Origin of the sequence: Streptomyces sp. NPDC047981 (genome assembly GCF_040653315.1) — a bacterium.
In the GTDB taxonomy this organism is placed as follows: Bacteria; Actinomycetota; Actinomycetes; order Streptomycetales; family Streptomycetaceae; genus Streptomyces.
Window position 1 is genome coordinate 145,138 of the sequence record NZ_JBEZNQ010000005.1, and the last position, 14,924, is coordinate 160,061.

Annotated in this window: 15 protein-coding genes; 7 read left to right on the forward strand and 8 right to left on the reverse strand. The window is 70.1% G+C overall.

Annotated features, from left to right (window positions below; genetic code table 11):
* Positions 1–247: 247 nt before the first annotated feature.
* The 3 genes from AB0E14_RS05265 to AB0E14_RS05275 all read right to left on the reverse strand — a co-directional run bounded on the left by AB0E14_RS05265 (position 248) and on the right by AB0E14_RS05275 (position 4,135).
* Positions 248–1,495: a helix-turn-helix domain-containing protein gene (locus AB0E14_RS05265; RefSeq protein WP_362412259.1), complete on the reverse strand. Its 1,248-nt coding sequence runs from the start codon at positions 1,493–1,495 to the stop codon at positions 248–250.
* A gap of 86 nt (positions 1,496–1,581) precedes the next feature.
* Positions 1,582–2,691 carry a helix-turn-helix transcriptional regulator gene (locus AB0E14_RS05270; RefSeq protein ID WP_362412262.1) on the reverse strand — a complete coding sequence of 370 codons (1,110 nt, stop codon included), beginning with the start codon at positions 2,689–2,691 and terminating at the stop codon, positions 1,582–1,584.
* A 484-nt stretch (positions 2,692–3,175) separates the two neighbouring features.
* The gene (locus AB0E14_RS05275; RefSeq protein ID WP_362412265.1) at positions 3,176–4,135 is read right to left on the reverse strand and encodes a hypothetical protein; all 960 of its coding nucleotides are present in this window, start codon (positions 4,133–4,135) and stop codon (positions 3,176–3,178) included.
* Positions 4,136–4,322: 187 nt separating this feature from the next.
* On the opposite strand from AB0E14_RS05275, the gene AB0E14_RS05280 reads away from it, so the two are divergent.
* The 6 genes from AB0E14_RS05280 (at position 4,323) to AB0E14_RS05305 (ending at position 9,075) form a co-directional block, all read left to right on the forward strand.
* Positions 4,323–4,649, forward strand: coding sequence for a hypothetical protein (locus tag AB0E14_RS05280; RefSeq protein ID WP_362412268.1), 327 nt, complete (start codon positions 4,323–4,325; stop codon positions 4,647–4,649).
* Between the two features lie 394 nt (positions 4,650–5,043).
* Positions 5,044–7,080 carry a hypothetical protein gene (locus tag AB0E14_RS05285; RefSeq protein WP_362412271.1) on the forward strand — a complete coding sequence of 679 codons (2,037 nt, stop codon included), beginning with the start codon at positions 5,044–5,046 and terminating at the stop codon, positions 7,078–7,080.
* Between the two features lie 47 nt (positions 7,081–7,127).
* Positions 7,128–7,352, forward strand: coding sequence for a hypothetical protein (locus tag AB0E14_RS05290; RefSeq protein ID WP_362412274.1), 225 nt, complete (start codon positions 7,128–7,130; stop codon positions 7,350–7,352).
* On the forward strand, positions 7,349–7,723 hold the full coding sequence (locus AB0E14_RS05295; RefSeq protein ID WP_362412277.1) for a fic family toxin-antitoxin system, toxin component: 375 nt from the start codon (positions 7,349–7,351) through the stop codon (positions 7,721–7,723). Before AB0E14_RS05290 ends, AB0E14_RS05295 begins: the two co-directional genes overlap by 4 nt.
* A gap of 462 nt (positions 7,724–8,185) precedes the next feature.
* Positions 8,186–8,650, forward strand: coding sequence for a hypothetical protein (locus AB0E14_RS05300; protein ID WP_362412280.1), 465 nt, complete (start codon positions 8,186–8,188; stop codon positions 8,648–8,650).
* A gap of 74 nt (positions 8,651–8,724) precedes the next feature.
* Positions 8,725–9,075: a hypothetical protein gene (locus tag AB0E14_RS05305; RefSeq protein WP_362412283.1), complete on the forward strand. Its 351-nt coding sequence runs from the start codon at positions 8,725–8,727 to the stop codon at positions 9,073–9,075.
* 52 nt (positions 9,076–9,127) lie between these two features.
* On the opposite strand, the gene AB0E14_RS05310 is transcribed toward AB0E14_RS05305, so the two are convergent.
* The 3 genes from AB0E14_RS05310 to AB0E14_RS05320 form a co-directional block, all read right to left on the reverse strand.
* Positions 9,128–9,604 (reverse strand): hypothetical protein, encoded by a 477-nt coding sequence (locus AB0E14_RS05310; protein WP_362412286.1) that lies wholly within the window; start codon positions 9,602–9,604, stop codon positions 9,128–9,130.
* A gap of 118 nt (positions 9,605–9,722) precedes the next feature.
* A complete protein-coding gene (gene hemC, locus AB0E14_RS05315) occupies positions 9,723–10,652 on the reverse strand; it encodes a hydroxymethylbilane synthase (protein ID WP_362412289.1) in 930 nt (309 codons plus the stop codon).
* 72 nt (positions 10,653–10,724) lie between these two features.
* Positions 10,725–11,981 carry a M14 family zinc carboxypeptidase gene (locus AB0E14_RS05320; protein ID WP_362412292.1) on the reverse strand — a complete coding sequence of 419 codons (1,257 nt, stop codon included), beginning with the start codon at positions 11,979–11,981 and terminating at the stop codon, positions 10,725–10,727.
* Positions 11,982–12,220: 239 nt separating this feature from the next.
* Between AB0E14_RS05320 and AB0E14_RS05325 the strand changes: the two genes are divergently transcribed.
* Complete coding sequence (locus AB0E14_RS05325) at positions 12,221–13,246, forward strand: hypothetical protein (RefSeq protein WP_362412295.1); 1,026 nt, start codon at positions 12,221–12,223, stop codon at positions 13,244–13,246.
* Between the two features lie 94 nt (positions 13,247–13,340).
* On the opposite strand, the gene AB0E14_RS05330 is transcribed toward AB0E14_RS05325, so the two are convergent.
* Both AB0E14_RS05330 and AB0E14_RS05335 read right to left on the reverse strand, forming a co-directional pair.
* A complete protein-coding gene (locus AB0E14_RS05330; protein ID WP_362412298.1) occupies positions 13,341–13,622 on the reverse strand; it encodes a hypothetical protein in 282 nt (93 codons plus the stop codon).
* A 21-nt stretch (positions 13,623–13,643) separates the two neighbouring features.
* Complete coding sequence (locus AB0E14_RS05335) at positions 13,644–14,921, reverse strand: integrase (RefSeq protein WP_362412301.1); 1,278 nt, start codon at positions 14,919–14,921, stop codon at positions 13,644–13,646.
* Between the last annotated feature and the right edge of the window lie 3 nt (positions 14,922–14,924).

Sequence of the window (14,924 nt, forward strand, 5' to 3'; positions counted from 1 at the left end):
CTCTCGCCTACGGAGCGGGACACCGGAAAGGCCGGCGCCCGTCGGAGTCGTGCGTCCCGGCTTCGCGGGGAGACCCTCCTCGCGAAGCCGGAGCCAGACCGTAGACGGAGACACCCCCCTGTTTGCTCACAGCCGTGAACATGCAAAATCCCTGCAACAGCACCGCGATCCGTGCAAAAACGGCCGTTTTCATCTCGTGTGCTGAGGAAGGGAACACGGCAGGTGTCCCCGCGAACCGTCGTAGGAACTACCGGCTGATGCCCATCCGGTGCGCCAGACCGGCAAGGTCGCGCTGCACATGGGAGGGCAGCCGCTTCCCGAGGAGGTAGCTGACGGAGTCTCCGATCAGCGCATCGGCGTGGACTCGCTGGGGGGCGATCAGCTCCGCCCGCAGGAACCGCTCGGCTGCGGCCGATTCCTGCCCGCGTACGTGAACGAGCGCCCGTCCCAGATCGGAGTGGTAGGCCGCCTGCCGGCCGGGCGCATTGATGATCTCGGGATGCACGCCGGTACCCGCCGTGACCGCGTCGCCGTGGTGCCCGAGATCCGTGTTGAGGCTGACCCGGTGGATCTGGACGTTCGTGGGTCCGAAGTTGAGATGGAGGGCGCGCGTCTCCCCGATCCCGGTCGCCAGGCGCGCCGCCTCGGTCAGGTGTGAGCGGACATCGGACGTGCGGTCACCAGCAGGTCGGCTCGGGTCCTTGGTGATGGTCGTGGCCGAGATCAGGTGGAGCTCGCCGAGCAGCGCTTCGGCATTGGGGAGATCGAGGTGGCGTTCCAGGAGGTTCACCGTGGCTGTCGCCTTGGACAACGCCTGCTGGGGGCTCCCGGCCGCCATGAGGATGTGCGTCGCGAAGAAGCCACTCAGGGCGGTGTAGACCGGGTCCTCGAGTTCGGCGATGGCTTCGCTGGCCCGGGTGACCGCGATGAAGGCCAGATCCGTGTAGCCGAGCGACTTGAGCATCAGGGTGCACGCTGGGTGGTAGGCATCCGCCAACAGCCGCAGCACCCTCAGCCGCGTACGACCCTCACTCGCCGCGGCCGCCGCCTGGAGGTCCGCCAACAACTCCGGAAGCCTCACCGCCAGGGCGCTGTACTCCGCCGAGTGGTACAGCCGGTTCGCCCGCCGCACCCGCGCCGCCAGCTGCGTCACAGGCTCCGCCGGTGGCCGACGGTCCGGCGGGCTCCCCAGAGTCATGCCCATCAACGTCAGCCGCAGTGCCGGGATCGCGGCATGTGCCTCCGTGGCATGCGGGTCCACAGGGAGGAAGGGCTGCCCGAGCAGCTCCGCCGGCGCGACCTTCAGCGCGTCGGCGAGCGCGCTTATGTAGGAGGAGTCCTTCAGGAGTCGCTTCCCGCCCTCGATCATCGACAAGTAGCTGTTCGAGACACCCGCGAGGCCGGCCAGCTCACGGAGAGTCAAGCCTCTCTTGCCGCGGAGCGTCCGCACTCTCTTGCCGATCTGCTTGGCCCGCTCCTGCTGCCGCTCGTCCATGATCGCCTGCCCAACTCCCCCTGGATCATGCGTAGGTTAGGCCAGGTGCGGCCGCCGCAACCCGGCATTCCCTGAACACGCCGAGATCACTTCATGCTGAGCCGCGCCGCGATCCCGCCCAGGACATCGGCGTGTTCCTGGGCGCGGGCGGGGAGCACGCTCACAAGCTCGCGAGCCAGCGGGTCCAACCGAGTGTGCAACGGCGCGAGGGATTCCGCTGTCGCCAGATCCGCGACCGCCGCCTCGTACTGGCCGAGCCTGGCTCGGGCGGACGCGGTGAGAACAAGAAGGGCGGAGCGGTCGCCGGCCGGAAGGCCGGCCGCCCCCTCCGCCCGAGCGAGCACCTCGTCGTAGGCAGCGCCCTCCGCTGCCGCAAAGGCCCCGGCGGACGCGACCTGGGATCGCTGCCACGCGCTGATGGCCTTCTCCTGAGCAGATGCGAGTATGCGCTCGCTCTCCGCCGCCTGCCCGAGCGCCGCGTGCGCGACGGCCAGCGGCAATAGAACCTCGGCCGGGACATCGGCCTCCCCCCGCACAGCCCGGGCGACGGCGAGCTCGGCCTGGCCCATGTCCAGCAGCAGCCACACCTCTTCCCCGAGCACCGCAGGGTATGCCTCCGGCGGGGGACAGGCGTGGGACAGCAGGTTCCAGGCGAGATCCCGGTAGCCGAGGCGGCGCAGGAGCCGGCTCACGGCCACGTGCGCGGCCGCGCGCAGTGCGGTGCCCCTGCAGTCGGCGTCTTCGGGGCGCGGCGGGCCGATCAGTTCCAGCAGCCCCGGAACCATCTGGGCGGCGGAGGCGAGCTCGCCGTCGTCGTCGGCCGCCCTCACTCCCTCGGCGAGCTCGGCCAGTCGAGCCTCGTCTGCCTCTCCCCCGGCGCCGTCCGCGGAGAGCGTGCGCGCCAGATGCCGGCGTGCGAACCACCCGAGGGAGTGCACGGTGGAGTGGCCGGGCCCGTGCGGCATGTACGGCTGGCCGGTCAGCTCGGCCGGATCCAGCCGGAGACCGGCGGCGAGCGAGCTCAGCACGCGGCCTTGGTCGACCCACTCCTCCCCCGCCTCCAGGTCCTCGATCAGTTGGCCCGGGACGCCGGCGCGCGTCGCCAAATCGGCCACGCCGAGGCCTCGGCGTATTCGCCAGTCGGTGAGGTGACGGCCAACAGGGGTGGGGCCGCCGCTGTCGATCTCGTGCGTCACCAGGGTGCTCGCATGGTCAATCGCGGGCTCCGTGCTCGTCCTCGGCGGCTAACGCCGGTCGCGGGTAAGGCCCCTCTACGGGACCACATGGGCTTTGGCGCGACACAGTAGCTACACGGAACCAGCCAAAGCGAATATGCCAGGTCCGATGCGTATACGAAGTCAACGAGCCCCGGGGTCGAAGGGCTTTGAGTGCCACTCGGCAGTCGGCTGAGCGAGTATCTAAAACGGCCGTTTTGGTGATCGTGCGAGGCGAAGTACGACGAAGGGCCCGCACCTGAAGGTGCGGGCCCTTCGTCGAGGTTCTTTGGGCCGTCGTCCTCTCCTGGAGGTTTGGTGTACGGCCAGCCGAAAGAACCCGCTCGACTGAGCGAGCAGAGCGGGAGCCCGGGAGACTTCCCTCTGCTCAGGACAACGAGCGGCCGGTCAAGGCGTCACGGGGCGCCCTCAGTCGATCTGACGGGAGGGGGAGTCCCGGCCACACCTAGGCCGCCAGATCGAGACGGACGATCTCGATCTTCTTCACGGACCGCCGCAACTGCTCGACCGTCCTCGGGAGGGGCGTCCAGGCCGACTCCTTCTCGGGCATGTCCCGGTTGAGCTGCGAGATCGCCCGGCTGTAGGCCCGCTCCAGGCCGCGGATCTGCAGCGGCATGCCGGACGGGCGCCGGCGCATCCCGCGCCCCTGCCCGGAGTGGTTGTTCCGGAGCGACACCCAGAGAGCGTCCTTCGTGCCCTCGATGAACTCGATCCTCTCGGCGCGGATGTCGAGCCACGCCTTCAACGCCGCCCGGGTGAACTGGCTGAGGCGGATCGTCTCGACGATCGGCAGAGCCGCCTCCCCCACGCCCTGGGGGCGCCGGATCAACGAGATCGTCGACAGGTCCGGAGCGAGGGCATGGGTCGTCATCTCGACGAGCTCGCCGGAGCGAGCCCGGGTGTCGAGGATGACTCCGTACATCGCAAGGGTCCGCACGCGCCCCGCCTCGGACATGGGGGTATGGGCGGGCCGGGACAGCTCCCGGGTCAAGGCGCGGCGCTGCCGGTCGGCGACGGTAGCCTTCGGCGGATCCTTCGGTGCGAGGGGGAACCGGACGGGGCGCCCGAGAAACTTCGCCACGGCGTTCCAGGCGGTCGCCCGGGTGCGCATGCTGCTGTTGCTGGCCGGCACCTGCACCTCGTGGTCGGGATGCCGATGGCGTTCTCGTGTGAGTCCCGCGCCGGCCAGGTCCGAGTACACCCACCAGGTGGACAGCGTCAACAGATCGTCGAAGGACGTCCGGGCCTTCTCAGGGAACTCGTCGAGTTCGGCTGCGGCCTGGACGTCCTTCACTACCCAGCGGAGATTGGCGGCGCGCTTCTTCTCCGCCTGCTCCTGGCGGATCAAGGTCTCGACCAGCATGGACATCCGCGCGACGGCGGGGTGAAGCGTCTGCTCAGACATGCGGTCCAGCACCTCCGAAGGGCCGCCACCTGACCCGTGGCGATGGATAGAAGGCCGTAGAGTCCAGGGTACGCAGCCCCGGACGGCTGTGCAGCGGTTGGCCCAGGGCCAAGATCACGAGAAAATTCGCCGACACACGCGGCCGAATTGATGCACATCACTAGTCGAGACGCATAGGATGATCGCCATGACCACACCTGGGACACCCATAACGCGCCGCCGGCGCGGCCGTCCCGTGGAGTACGTCGCGGGATCCGGCCTCCCCTGGCGAACGACGTTGTCCTTCGACCCGGACAACGCCGAGTTCATCGTGGGCCTGATCAAGCAGGTCCACCCGGACCTCTCCGCCGCGACCGTCATCAACGTCGTGATCGACCTGCTGCTGAAGACCAAGGCACCCGAAGGCGAGCCGCTGACCCCGGCCAGCCTGGAGGCAGCCCTGCGGAAGATCACGAAGGACTGGCCTGCGGCAGAGCACACTGCCACTCAGGAGGAGCTGCCGATGACCGGGTGATCTGACCGCGGTGGAAGGCGTCCAGACACACGAAAACGCCCCTGTCCTAGACCAACAGAGGCTTCCCGTGATGAACGCCAGCTCCCCCGCTACCTCCCCTAAAAAGTTCTGCTCCGGGATCTCAGCTGCTTCCTACGGCGACCACTGAGACCCGCTCCATATCGACCTGTAGCGAGACCAACCTGTCGGGGACCAACCGCCGGGCCGGGCTCACTGCTGTCCTTCTCTAACCCGAGAGGACGTTGTCATAGTAGCAACGACCCCCCGGGACGGCACCCCCTTGCCTTTCCCCGGCGTGTCCGGTGAAAGCCTCAACGGCCCCGTCCCAGAAGACGAATGCCCCAATAGGGCTACCCTCATCCGCTTTCTGTCCACCGTCTCACCGCGGCGCGACATGCGCGCCCTGGCCTGGGACGAGAAGACGGGCAGCTGGTCCACGTACTACGAGGAAGAGATCACCCTCGACCAGGCCGCAGCAGTGGCCGGCCGGCCCGTGGTCGTCTACCTGACCCCCAAGAAGGGGCGTCACACCGATCCCCCCTTCACCCGGATCGGCTGCGACTTCGACGCCAAGCACCGAAGCGTCGCCCTCGCAGCCAACGACGCCCATCTACTGGGGGCCTACCTCGACGCAGCCGGCATCCCCTACGTACGAGCGATCTCAGGCCCCAGTGGAGGCCGGCACGTCTGGTTCGCAGTCCCGGCCGGAGTCCCTGGCGAACTCGTCCGTCGCTTCGCGCACGCGGCCAACCTGATCTTCCCCACCTTCGACCCCCTCCCGCTGAGCAACCTGTCCGGCTACGGCGCGCTCCGCCCGCCCGGCTCTCCGCACCGGGACGGCGGACACTCCGTCCTCGACGGCGTCACCGTCGACGAGGCCATCGACCGCCTCAAGGCCGGCGCCACCCCCGCGCAGTTCGAGATGCTCACGCAGTGGCTCGAGGAGGAACTCCCTTTCCTCCCCCAGGCCGAGAACGAGCACACGCCGAGCGGGGATAGAAGGCCCTATGCGGAAAACGATCATGAAAGTCGGAAGCCAGCACCCAGCGGCGGGGGGCTCCCCCCAAGCGTGGTGGACGTGCATGGCGCGGACCGCGTCCGTCCTCTTGAGACCGACGAGAACGGCCACCTGAGGCTCCCCGGCCAGCGGCGTGCCCTGGACGAACGAGCCCGTGCGGCCCTGCACACTCCCCTGGAGCCGCATCAGCAGCACTCCGACCGAATGTTCTCCTGCGTACGAGGCCTCGTACGCGCGCACTTCTCCCATGACGAGGGCTGGAAGACCGCATGGTCGGGCATGTACCCGGGCCTCGCCTACATCACCACTGAGCGGGTATCCGGCAGCGCGAAGCGCCGTCAGCGGTCCGAGGCCGACGCCCGGAAGATCTTCACCCGTCAGTGGATGCTCGCCGCCGAAGTCGAAGCCCGTCGCCCTGAAGGGCACGCGGAGACCGCGGACCCCGCTCCGGAGGTCACCATGGCCGTCGGCGTCTTCCTGGAGTTCCTCTCCGACCTGGGGCCCGCCTACTGGAGCCAGAAGGGCCGCCAGTCCCATCTCGCCGTCGCCTTCTTCGCTGGCCTCCAGATGCTCGCGGCAGCCCGCCTGGACGTCTCCCTGGGCTCCCGCCGCTGCTCCGACGCCACAGGCTTCAGCCACGAGACGTGCAACGTCGCCCTGACCCGCGCGGTGGACGCCGGCCACCTAGAAGAACTGGATCGGGACCCGAAGTACGGGAACCGACGAGTCACCCTCCCGCAGAGGCTGCTCGGAGAGCTCCTCCACCGGCCTGCTGTCATTTCAGAAGCACCAGACACAGGTCTGACACAAGCCCGGAACGGGCGCCGGGGGGTGCTGGGGGGTCCTCAAGATGGAGTCCAGGGATCCAGGGCGGCGCTGCGTGATCACGCTGAGTGGGTCCTTGGGTTGCTGGCCAGCGACCTGTTCGCCCATGGCGGGAGGCTTGGCCACCACGGTGCCCACACCTGGATGATCATGGAGACCGCACAGGGCCTTCTATCCCTCGACCGTCTTATCCAGGAGACTGGATTCGGGAAGCGTACCGTCATTCGCCACATGCGCGAATTCAGCCGCGCCGGGCTCGTTACCGGAGACCCGAGCGCGGGGTGGACGAGGACGGGGAAGACGCTCGACGAGGCCGCACAGCGTTGCTCCACAGCCGGGACCAGGGAAGCCCGGGCAGCCCGCCACACGATCGACCGCATCGTCTGGCGCTGGTTCCAGGACGACGTGGAGTGGCTGCGACTGCCCATGGAAGAGAAGAAGAAGGCCCGCCGGGGGCCGGCCGAGCAGACCTGCATCAAGGTCAACGGAGACTCCAGCGGCGGCCGCCGCTTCCCACGACGAACCTGCGGGTCTCCAGACCACTCCGAGGCCGCGCGCCTCCTCGTTGAGGAGCTGATCGGGGCGTAGCCAGGAACGTCTCCCACATGGCAGCCAGGCCCGGTACCTTCAAGGGCATGGCCGACACACAGCAGACCCCGGTCCAGATCGTCGGGGAGACCGCAGCTCTCGTCCGTGAGCGGGCTGACCAGAGGCACATGTCCGTCGACGACTACGTGGGCGAGCTCGTGCGTGAGGACAGCACCGTCGACGCCCGCGAGCGGTTCATGACGGGTGCCCGAGAGGTCCTCATGGACTTCGGCGATGTCATCGATGAGGCGGTCGGAGAAGCCGCGGCGTGAAGCAGCTGAGCATCGACCTGTCCTGGATTCTCGACGTGGCCAGGGAGGCTGGCCACGAGGACCCTGCGATCCTCGACTACGGCGTCGCTATCGCCGCTGTCGAGCGGCACCGAGCGGTCTGGGCTGAGACCACGGTCTACGACGGCCCGTTCGTCCGCGCGGCCGCCCTCGCGCACACCCTCGGCCGACTCCGCTGGCTCGAACGCTCCAACGTCCGCGTCGCCATCGCCGTCGCCTACGGCTACCTCCTCGGCTGCGACCTCCCGGTCAAGCTTGACCAGCCCAAGGTCAGCGCCCTGGCCATCGAACTCCGGAACGAAGAGTGCACAGCGGAGAGAATCGCCGCACTCCTGCGAACCTGGACAACATGATCGAAAAGTAGTGCTCCAGGCGGCCCGTTCCGGCGTACCGTAGGCGTAGCGGTCGGGTCCCAGGCGTACCCCCCCCTCGCCGCGGACCCGACCGCTACGCGCCTCAGCCCGTGCTGGAACCTGAAGCGCACTCAGGCAACGTGAAATTCAGGCCCGTTCGGCGCGGTCCTCAGGGAACAATCATGAGCATGGCCCGCTCGTTCTTCCGCTCCCCCGTCGCCGACCGCGAGTACGTACAGCGAGTCCGCCGGCACCCGCCCAGCTCCCTCCTGCCGCTGATCGCGCGAACGAGCGCGCAGTGGCCGACGAAGGAGCAGTGGACCACCGACCGTACCGGGCTGTATAGGCCCTGGGGCCTTGCGGACGCGGCCTGTGGGGCGACACGGTTCTGCCTTGGCACCTCCTCGCCTTCCGCCACGCCCCACTTACGAGCTGGCCCGCCGACCGAGCCGGTGGCGCGGGGTGAACAGCGCGCACGCGGCGGAAGCACTCCTCCACGTGGGCGTGGGACTGCTGCCAGGCACCGCTCCGGAGACCGTCGCCCAGAGGCTCGCCGACGCCGTGGTCCACCTGCCCGTGCCGGCGATCGCTGTGATCGGCACGCACCCGATGCCCGCGGACATCGCCGCCCAAGCCCGAGTCCTCGGCGAGCAGCAAGGTCTGGCTGCAGCCGCCGAGGAGCACGGCACGCTGTTCGCCCGGATCTGGTTCCAGCCGTCCGAGGTCCTGCCCGCGGAAGCCGAGACGGTGGCCATCGCCCTCGTACAGATCTGGGAAGAGCACGTCCAAGGCCTCGCCACCGGCCTGATCTCGCTTTCGTGCCTGCCCGCATTCAACCAGGAGACCTGGTTCCGCGGGGCAGTGGGCTGCACCAGCCTGGCCCGCACCTCCGTAGAGCCTGACGGGCTCATCCCCGCTCAGGACTGACAGGCAACCGAACGCTTGTCGGTGCCATCAGCGAGGATGGCGGGAAGAGGATCATCCACTTGGGGAGGAACCGCATGCCCGACATCTGGGTCATGGGCACGACGCAGCACGAGGGCCGGAGCGGGCAGCTCGTCCGTGCCGACGCCATCACCCACCTGAGCGCGACCGTGGACAAGGTCACCGCGTCCCGAATCGGCTCCGAAGACGCGGTGACGTTGGTCCACAAGGACGCCTTCGGACTCGGGGTGCCGGAGCCGCTGCCATCGCTGCCCGAGGACTTCCACCTTGCTCTCCTGGTCAAGCTCGGAGAAGCCCGCACCCAGGCTCGTGACGGCAAGGAGGACCTGGTCCTCGTCCCTGGCGTCGACGACAACAAGGAATGGGACTGGACGATCGTGCGGGCCTCGGAGCTCTGGACAGGCTGATCTCCCGCATCCACGGGCATCCGTTGCCGCACTGTCCGCACCACCTCGGCTTTCAGGCGCCGGGATGAGGTGGTGGTGCACCGTCCTCGCCGGCTTCGCGTGCGAGGGCAGCCAGGTGACGCAGATTGGCGGCAGAGGTCTCCCTGATGATCGACGCAGGGGAACACCCGAAAACGATGCCCTCGGCCCGCAGCTCGCCGAGCACGACGATCGCCTCGATCTTGTCGAGGGCCCGGGCGCAGGCGACATCGTCAAGAGCGTTCGCCGCCGCGATTCCTGCCAGGTGGTCGGTGAGTTCCTGCTGCTGAAGCTCGCTGAGGCTGATGGTGTTGCCCGCGCGGAGGGTGGAGAACCACTCCGGTTCCGGAGCGCTGCGCTCGGCGAGGTCGAGTCCGGCTTGGAGCAGCGCCGTACGGAGACGAGCGACCCGGGCCGGTACCTCAGGATCTGCCGTCGGCGCGGGGGGCGGGGCAGGGGGAAGGGGAGGCGCCGGTGTGGTGGAGCGACGGCGGCGGAGCTTGGCGAACACCCCTCGATGATGCCGAGCGGTTTCCACCGGATGCCAACCGTGACCCCGTTACGCGCTGTGACAAGTCCCACGTCAGTGGGTCGGAACGCGCGCCCTAGGCTCCTCTCCCAGCCGGACGTCACGCTCGTCGGGACGCGGCGAGGAGCTCGTTCGCACCTTGGCCGATGAGGTCCTCGGCCACACCGCGACCCACTGCCTCCGGGGCGTTCCCCGTCAGCTCGGACGACAGCACCACGGAGCCGTCGGGTGCGTAGACGCGGCCCGCCAGGCGCACCGCCCCGGACTCGTCGGCGAGCGCGTGCCCGGCGATCGGTGCGTGGCAGTGCCCGGCGAGGGCACGCAGCAGCGTCCGCTCTGCGACCGCCGCCCGGGTGGCTCGCGGGTCCACCAGCGGCGCGAGAACCGCGCGCGTGGCCGCATCGTCCTCGTGGACCTGCATCGCCAGCTGACCAGCACCGAGGGCCGGCATCATCCGGTACGCGCCGAGGATCTCCGTCCCTTCCTCCTCCCGTCCGATCCGGCGCAGCCCGGCGTTGGCGAGGATCACAGCGTCGACCTGGCCGCTGTGGGCGAGTTGGAGGCGGGTGTCGGCGTTCCCGCGTACGGGGACGATCACGAGGTGGGGGTGCGAGGCTGTCAGCTGGGCGATACGCCGCGGAGCGGACGTGCCCACGCGGGTGCCGGGCGGAAGATCGTCCAGCTTCAGGCCGCCGGGGTGGACCAGGACGTCGTTGAGGTCGTCGCGCGCGGGGTACAGGCAGATCAGCCCCTTCGGCGCCGGCACGTCGCCGGGCATGTCCTTGAGGCAGTGGAGCGCGAGGTCGGCCTCCCCCTGGAGGACGCGGTCCGTCACCGCGCTGATGAACGCGCCCTTCCCGCCCTTGCCCAGCTCCGACAGAGGTCCGGCCCACCGGTCGCCCTCGGTGGACACCTGAACGAACTCCGGTGCCACGCCGGGCGTAGTCCGGACGATCTCCGCCATCAACCACTTCACCTGCGCCGTGGCCATCACCGAAGCCCTACTCGCGATCCTGATGCGCTGCGTCATACCCCCGGACCCTAGGCCCGCCCGGGGCGTGCTCATGCCGACACCGAGTCCGCCTCCCGCCCGGCGGGCCCGTCATGCCAGCAGCATCCGGACCGCCCCGAGAGCGACGTCCATCTGGTAGCCGACCGTCTGCGTAAGCGGGATCGGTTCGGGGCGCAGCGCCGTTTGCGCTGTGGTGCTCCACGCGGCGAACCGGCGTTCCACCACCTGCTTCTCGCGCAACAGGCCCGGGTGATGCGGCTCGTCCCGCAGCAGCGTGACCACGTGCCGCAGCAGCATCCCGGCCCCGCGCAACGGCACCAGCAGGGTGAGGTCCTGATCCGCGCCGCCGGCCGGGTTCTCCTGGGTGATCCGCGCCATCAGCCTCATGATCGCCACCTGCTCCCCAACCGCGGGCAAGAACATCGTGCGGCGTGCCGGAAGCCGCTCGATCACCTCGGTCAGTGCCCGTGCCGCGCTATCCAGGTACGCCACGGTGTCCTCGGCCGACAGCGTGAGCGGCGCCGTGCGCCACATCGGCACCTCCGGCGATACCCCGAGCCCGCCATGTCGGGCCACGTAGTGCAGGCTCGAACCGCCTGCGGGCTGCCACTCGCCGTCCGGGGCGGGTGTGCGGTCGGTCACGGCCGGTGGCTCGGGCATCACGAAGACCCCTGGTCCCGGGCTGGGCAGGCCGACGCAGTCCGAGGGCAGCTCGTCCAGAGGCAGCCCGTGCCGGCTGGCCGCCGCGGCGAGCACCTCGACCAGGCTGGCGTCCGGGCGCGAGACCATCAGGAAGCAGCCGCCGGTGTCGGCGTTGTGCAGCCCTACCGAGAGGGCCGGTCGCACCTTGTCGACGAGCGACATGATCGCCAGGGTCTCCGGGAGCTGTCCGTCGAATCCCTCGACGGGGAAGGTGCACTCCGGCTGTGCGTGGACCGGGGGCCGGTACAGGCCCTCGTGGTACTCCTCCAACGTCACCGGCCACCGGGATGCCCAGGGTTCGTTCAGCCGGCCGCCGTCCGGGTCTGCGGAGAGCAGCAGATGCCAGGTGACCTGCTCGCGGGCGTCGGGCCGGGCGAGCAGGTACCGGGCCAGCGTCAGCACGGTCGCGCCGCCGACGGGTTCGTTCGGGTGCACGCCGGCCATCACCAGGACGGCCGTCGGTCCACCCCGCACGGTGAGCAGTTCCAGCGGCTCGCCGGACCGGGACGAGCCCACCGTGGAGAGCTCGCACTCCCCCGGCCGGTTCGTGGCCAGCTTCCTCATCGCCGCCCGCAGCTGTGGCAGGTCCGGGGGAACGGCCGGCACCAGGAGGTCGGACTCGACATAGCCACCGTTCAGCAACACAGCTTCCCCTCCTGGGATCCCGGACGATCGCAGTGTTGTCGACGTTGGTCCCCGGCGGCGGTCATTGGCTTCATCAGCCAGCGGTAACGGCTGAAAACCGGCCTTCCGCGGGACTGCCCGGGTGTCCGGGGACAGGTCGGCGGATCGGCGGCCCGGTCACCTTTCCGACCGGCAGTACCACCCGAACGGGTGACCTGTTCGGGGCTGACCCGGGCAAGCCGCAGGAGGAGACTGGAGGCATGAGTAAGGACCCGGCCCGTGAGTCCGTCGAGGGCGGCCTGGTCGCGCCGCTCGGCGAGGCCGAGGCTCGGGCACTGACCGACGAGATCCGCGCCGCGATCAAGGGCGTGAAGGCGGCCACCGGCCGCCTGGCCGCCGCCGTGCGCCGCGCGCACGAGGCACGGGTGTGGGTCACCCTCGGCTATCCGAGCTGGAAGGCGTACGCGAAGGCCGAGTTCGGGATCGGGCGCTCCCACGCCTACCGCCTGGTTGACCAAGCCATCACCTCCGAGCAGCTGGCGACAGCGCTCGTCGAGCTGGGCCTGATGTCCCCCGCGGGGGACGACGCCCTGGTCCTCGGAGACCTGTCCGGGCGTGCCTGGCGGGAGATCCAGGACCGTGCCCACGACGTCGCCGCTCTGGTCGCCGACCGGGCCGCCACCTTCGAGGGGACGCCCGACCTCGAGCAGCTACGTGCCCTCATCGTCCGGGCCGTCGACGATGTACGTGCGGAAGCCTCCCGGCCCGACACCCCGCAAGAGCCGGCACCAACCGGCGACGACCCGGACGCGTTCGCCCACTGGGAAGGCACCATCGCCCTGAGGCACGCCCCCGCTCACCTTACGGACGCCGAAGCCCTGGCCGCGTTGAACGTCGCCGGGTACGACACGGAGACCCGGCTGACGCGTGCCATGGCAGTACGTGCCTTCGCGCTGCACGGCAGCCGCGACCAGCTTCAGGCCTTCCGGGCGGCCTTGGACGTTCCCGAGCAGGGAGGACACGGCTACGGACGGCAGGATGTGGTTGCCGGGCGGGCGCTGGTCGAACAGCTTCAGATGGCCTGCTGGCGTCAGGGGACGCTGTATCTGGAGATCGCGCCCTCCCGGCTCTCGGACCGGGCAGCGGCCCGCGCCCTGGCGGCGGCGTTCGGCGAGGACCCGCAGAGCTCCACCACGGCGGAGCGCGTCGAGGTGCGCCGGTACGCGATCACGGGCGACTTCCAGGCGTACGAGGAATGGGAGAACCGGGCCCTGGCCAGGGCCTGACTCAGAGCTGATGACGGCTTCCCTAGGCGCACGACCGGCTCCCCCGCTTGCCCGGGGCGCTGCCACGACGGCCGGAGGACGGGCGGAAGCCGGCTCAGAACTCTCCGGGAACGCGCAGGGTCACCCGCCAGCGGCCCGGCGCCGACTCCTCGGCCGCGGTCGCGCTCGCACCGCGCAGGTCGTCCTCGTACGCGCGGTCGATGTAGGCGAGCAGGCGCACCTCGGCCTGTTCGGCGGTGCCGGCGTCGAGGGCGAAGTCTGCGACCGCGACCGGCCGCCCCTCGGCGGGCCGCTCGATCCCCCGGTCGGCGAGCTTCTCGGCGTCCCACCGGTTCTCGGGGACGGCGGGCAGGCTGGTGGGGTAGGTGGTGGGCACGGTTCTCCTCGGTGCGCGGGGTCAGGCCGCCAGCCCGAGGGCGGCGGTGGGGTTCTGGTCCCAGGTCAGCTTCTTCTTGCGGTAGGCGTCGAACGCGGCGGAGCGCGGCGAGTGCCGGGAGTGGACGGCGACCGCCTCGGGCGGATTCCCGGCGTCGAGCATGGCCTGGATGCAGCCGCGGCGCATGGAGTGTCCGGTGATCCGGCGGATCGCGGCGCGGGCCGCACGCCGGGTGGTACGCCAGGCCTTCATGATGGCGTTGGACTCCTCGGCGGTGGCCGCCTGCTCGGCCGCCTCCTTCGCCTCCCGCGCGGCCAGCGCCTCGGCCGCCCGCTCCTCCGGGGTCGGGGCCGGGGTGAGTTCGGCGGCGCGGGCGGCGGCCTTGACGATGTCGTTGACGGTGTCGGAGGTGATGCCGCCGCGCCGCCTTTCGTCCTTGGTGTGGCGGCCGGCGGCCTTGGCGCCGATGTTGCCGTGCCGGTCGATGCGGCGCAGCAGCGGGCCGGGGGTGAGCTGTCCGTCGTCGGCCAGCACGTCCAGCCACTCGCGCAGCGCGAACAGCGGGCACAGTTCCTGGTCGTCCGGGGCGAGGATGCGTACCTCCTGGCCGCGGGCCTGCTGGTCGGCCTTCGAGCGGCGGATCTTGACGATCAGCGCCGGGCGCTGGGTCTTCTTCTTCGTGGCCGGGTCGGTGACCTTGACCGTGGTGAAGGTGATGTCGTGGAGGTTGAGCCGGGCGGGTTCGGAGGCTCGGCCGGCCATCCACCAGTCCAGCAGCAGCACTGCCGCGTCCCGCTTGCCGCGCACGGTGGTGCGGTCCAACTGTCGCACCATCAGGCGGAGTTCGTTCAGGTCGACGCCGTCGGCCTGCAGCGGGCCGGGCTCGACCAGCGGGTCGTCGGCCTCCTCGCCGCGGCGCTGGGAGATGATGGCGAGGCAGCTCTTGATCTCCACCTTGTCCAGCGGGGTGCGGTGCATGGCGCGCAGCATCCGCAGGGTGCCGAAGTGCGCGTCCAGGGTGGAGGCGGGGTGGCCCCGGTCGGCGAGGTCGTCGAGGAAGCAGAGCACGGCGTTGGCTTCGGCGGTGTCCCAGCCGTAGGTGTCGCACCAGTCCTGATAGGCGCTCCAGCGCGAGTCACGGGCGCTGCGGGAGTTGCGCGGCACCGCGTTGTTCAGGCGGCGGGCGGCCGAGGCGGTGATGCGCCCGCCGCCGGGCAGGTGCACGTCGGCCTCGGCGCGGGGGCGGCGGCGGACGGCCGGGGCGCGCCCGGCGGCGGGGACGAGTTCGGTCGACGCCATGGA

Coding starts and splice junctions, on each gene's coding strand:
- AB0E14_RS05290 (WP_362412274.1), top strand. CDS start 7,128: ATGGCCGACACACAGCAGACCCCGGTCCAGATCGTCGGGGAGACCGCA.
- AB0E14_RS05265 (WP_362412259.1), bottom strand. CDS start 1,495: ATGGACGAGCGGCAGCAGGAGCGGGCCAAGCAGATCGGCAAGAGAGTG.
- AB0E14_RS05285 (WP_362412271.1), top strand. CDS start 5,044: ATGCGCGCCCTGGCCTGGGACGAGAAGACGGGCAGCTGGTCCACGTAC.
- AB0E14_RS05280 (WP_362412268.1), top strand. CDS start 4,323: ATGACCACACCTGGGACACCCATAACGCGCCGCCGGCGCGGCCGTCCC.
- hemC (WP_362412289.1), bottom strand. CDS start 10,652: ATGACGCAGCGCATCAGGATCGCGAGTAGGGCTTCGGTGATGGCCACG.
- AB0E14_RS05305 (WP_362412283.1), top strand. CDS start 8,725: ATGCCCGACATCTGGGTCATGGGCACGACGCAGCACGAGGGCCGGAGC.
- AB0E14_RS05325 (WP_362412295.1), top strand. CDS start 12,221: ATGAGTAAGGACCCGGCCCGTGAGTCCGTCGAGGGCGGCCTGGTCGCG.
- AB0E14_RS05335 (WP_362412301.1), bottom strand. CDS start 14,921: ATGGCGTCGACCGAACTCGTCCCCGCCGCCGGGCGCGCCCCGGCCGTC.
- AB0E14_RS05275 (WP_362412265.1), bottom strand. CDS start 4,135: ATGTCTGAGCAGACGCTTCACCCCGCCGTCGCGCGGATGTCCATGCTG.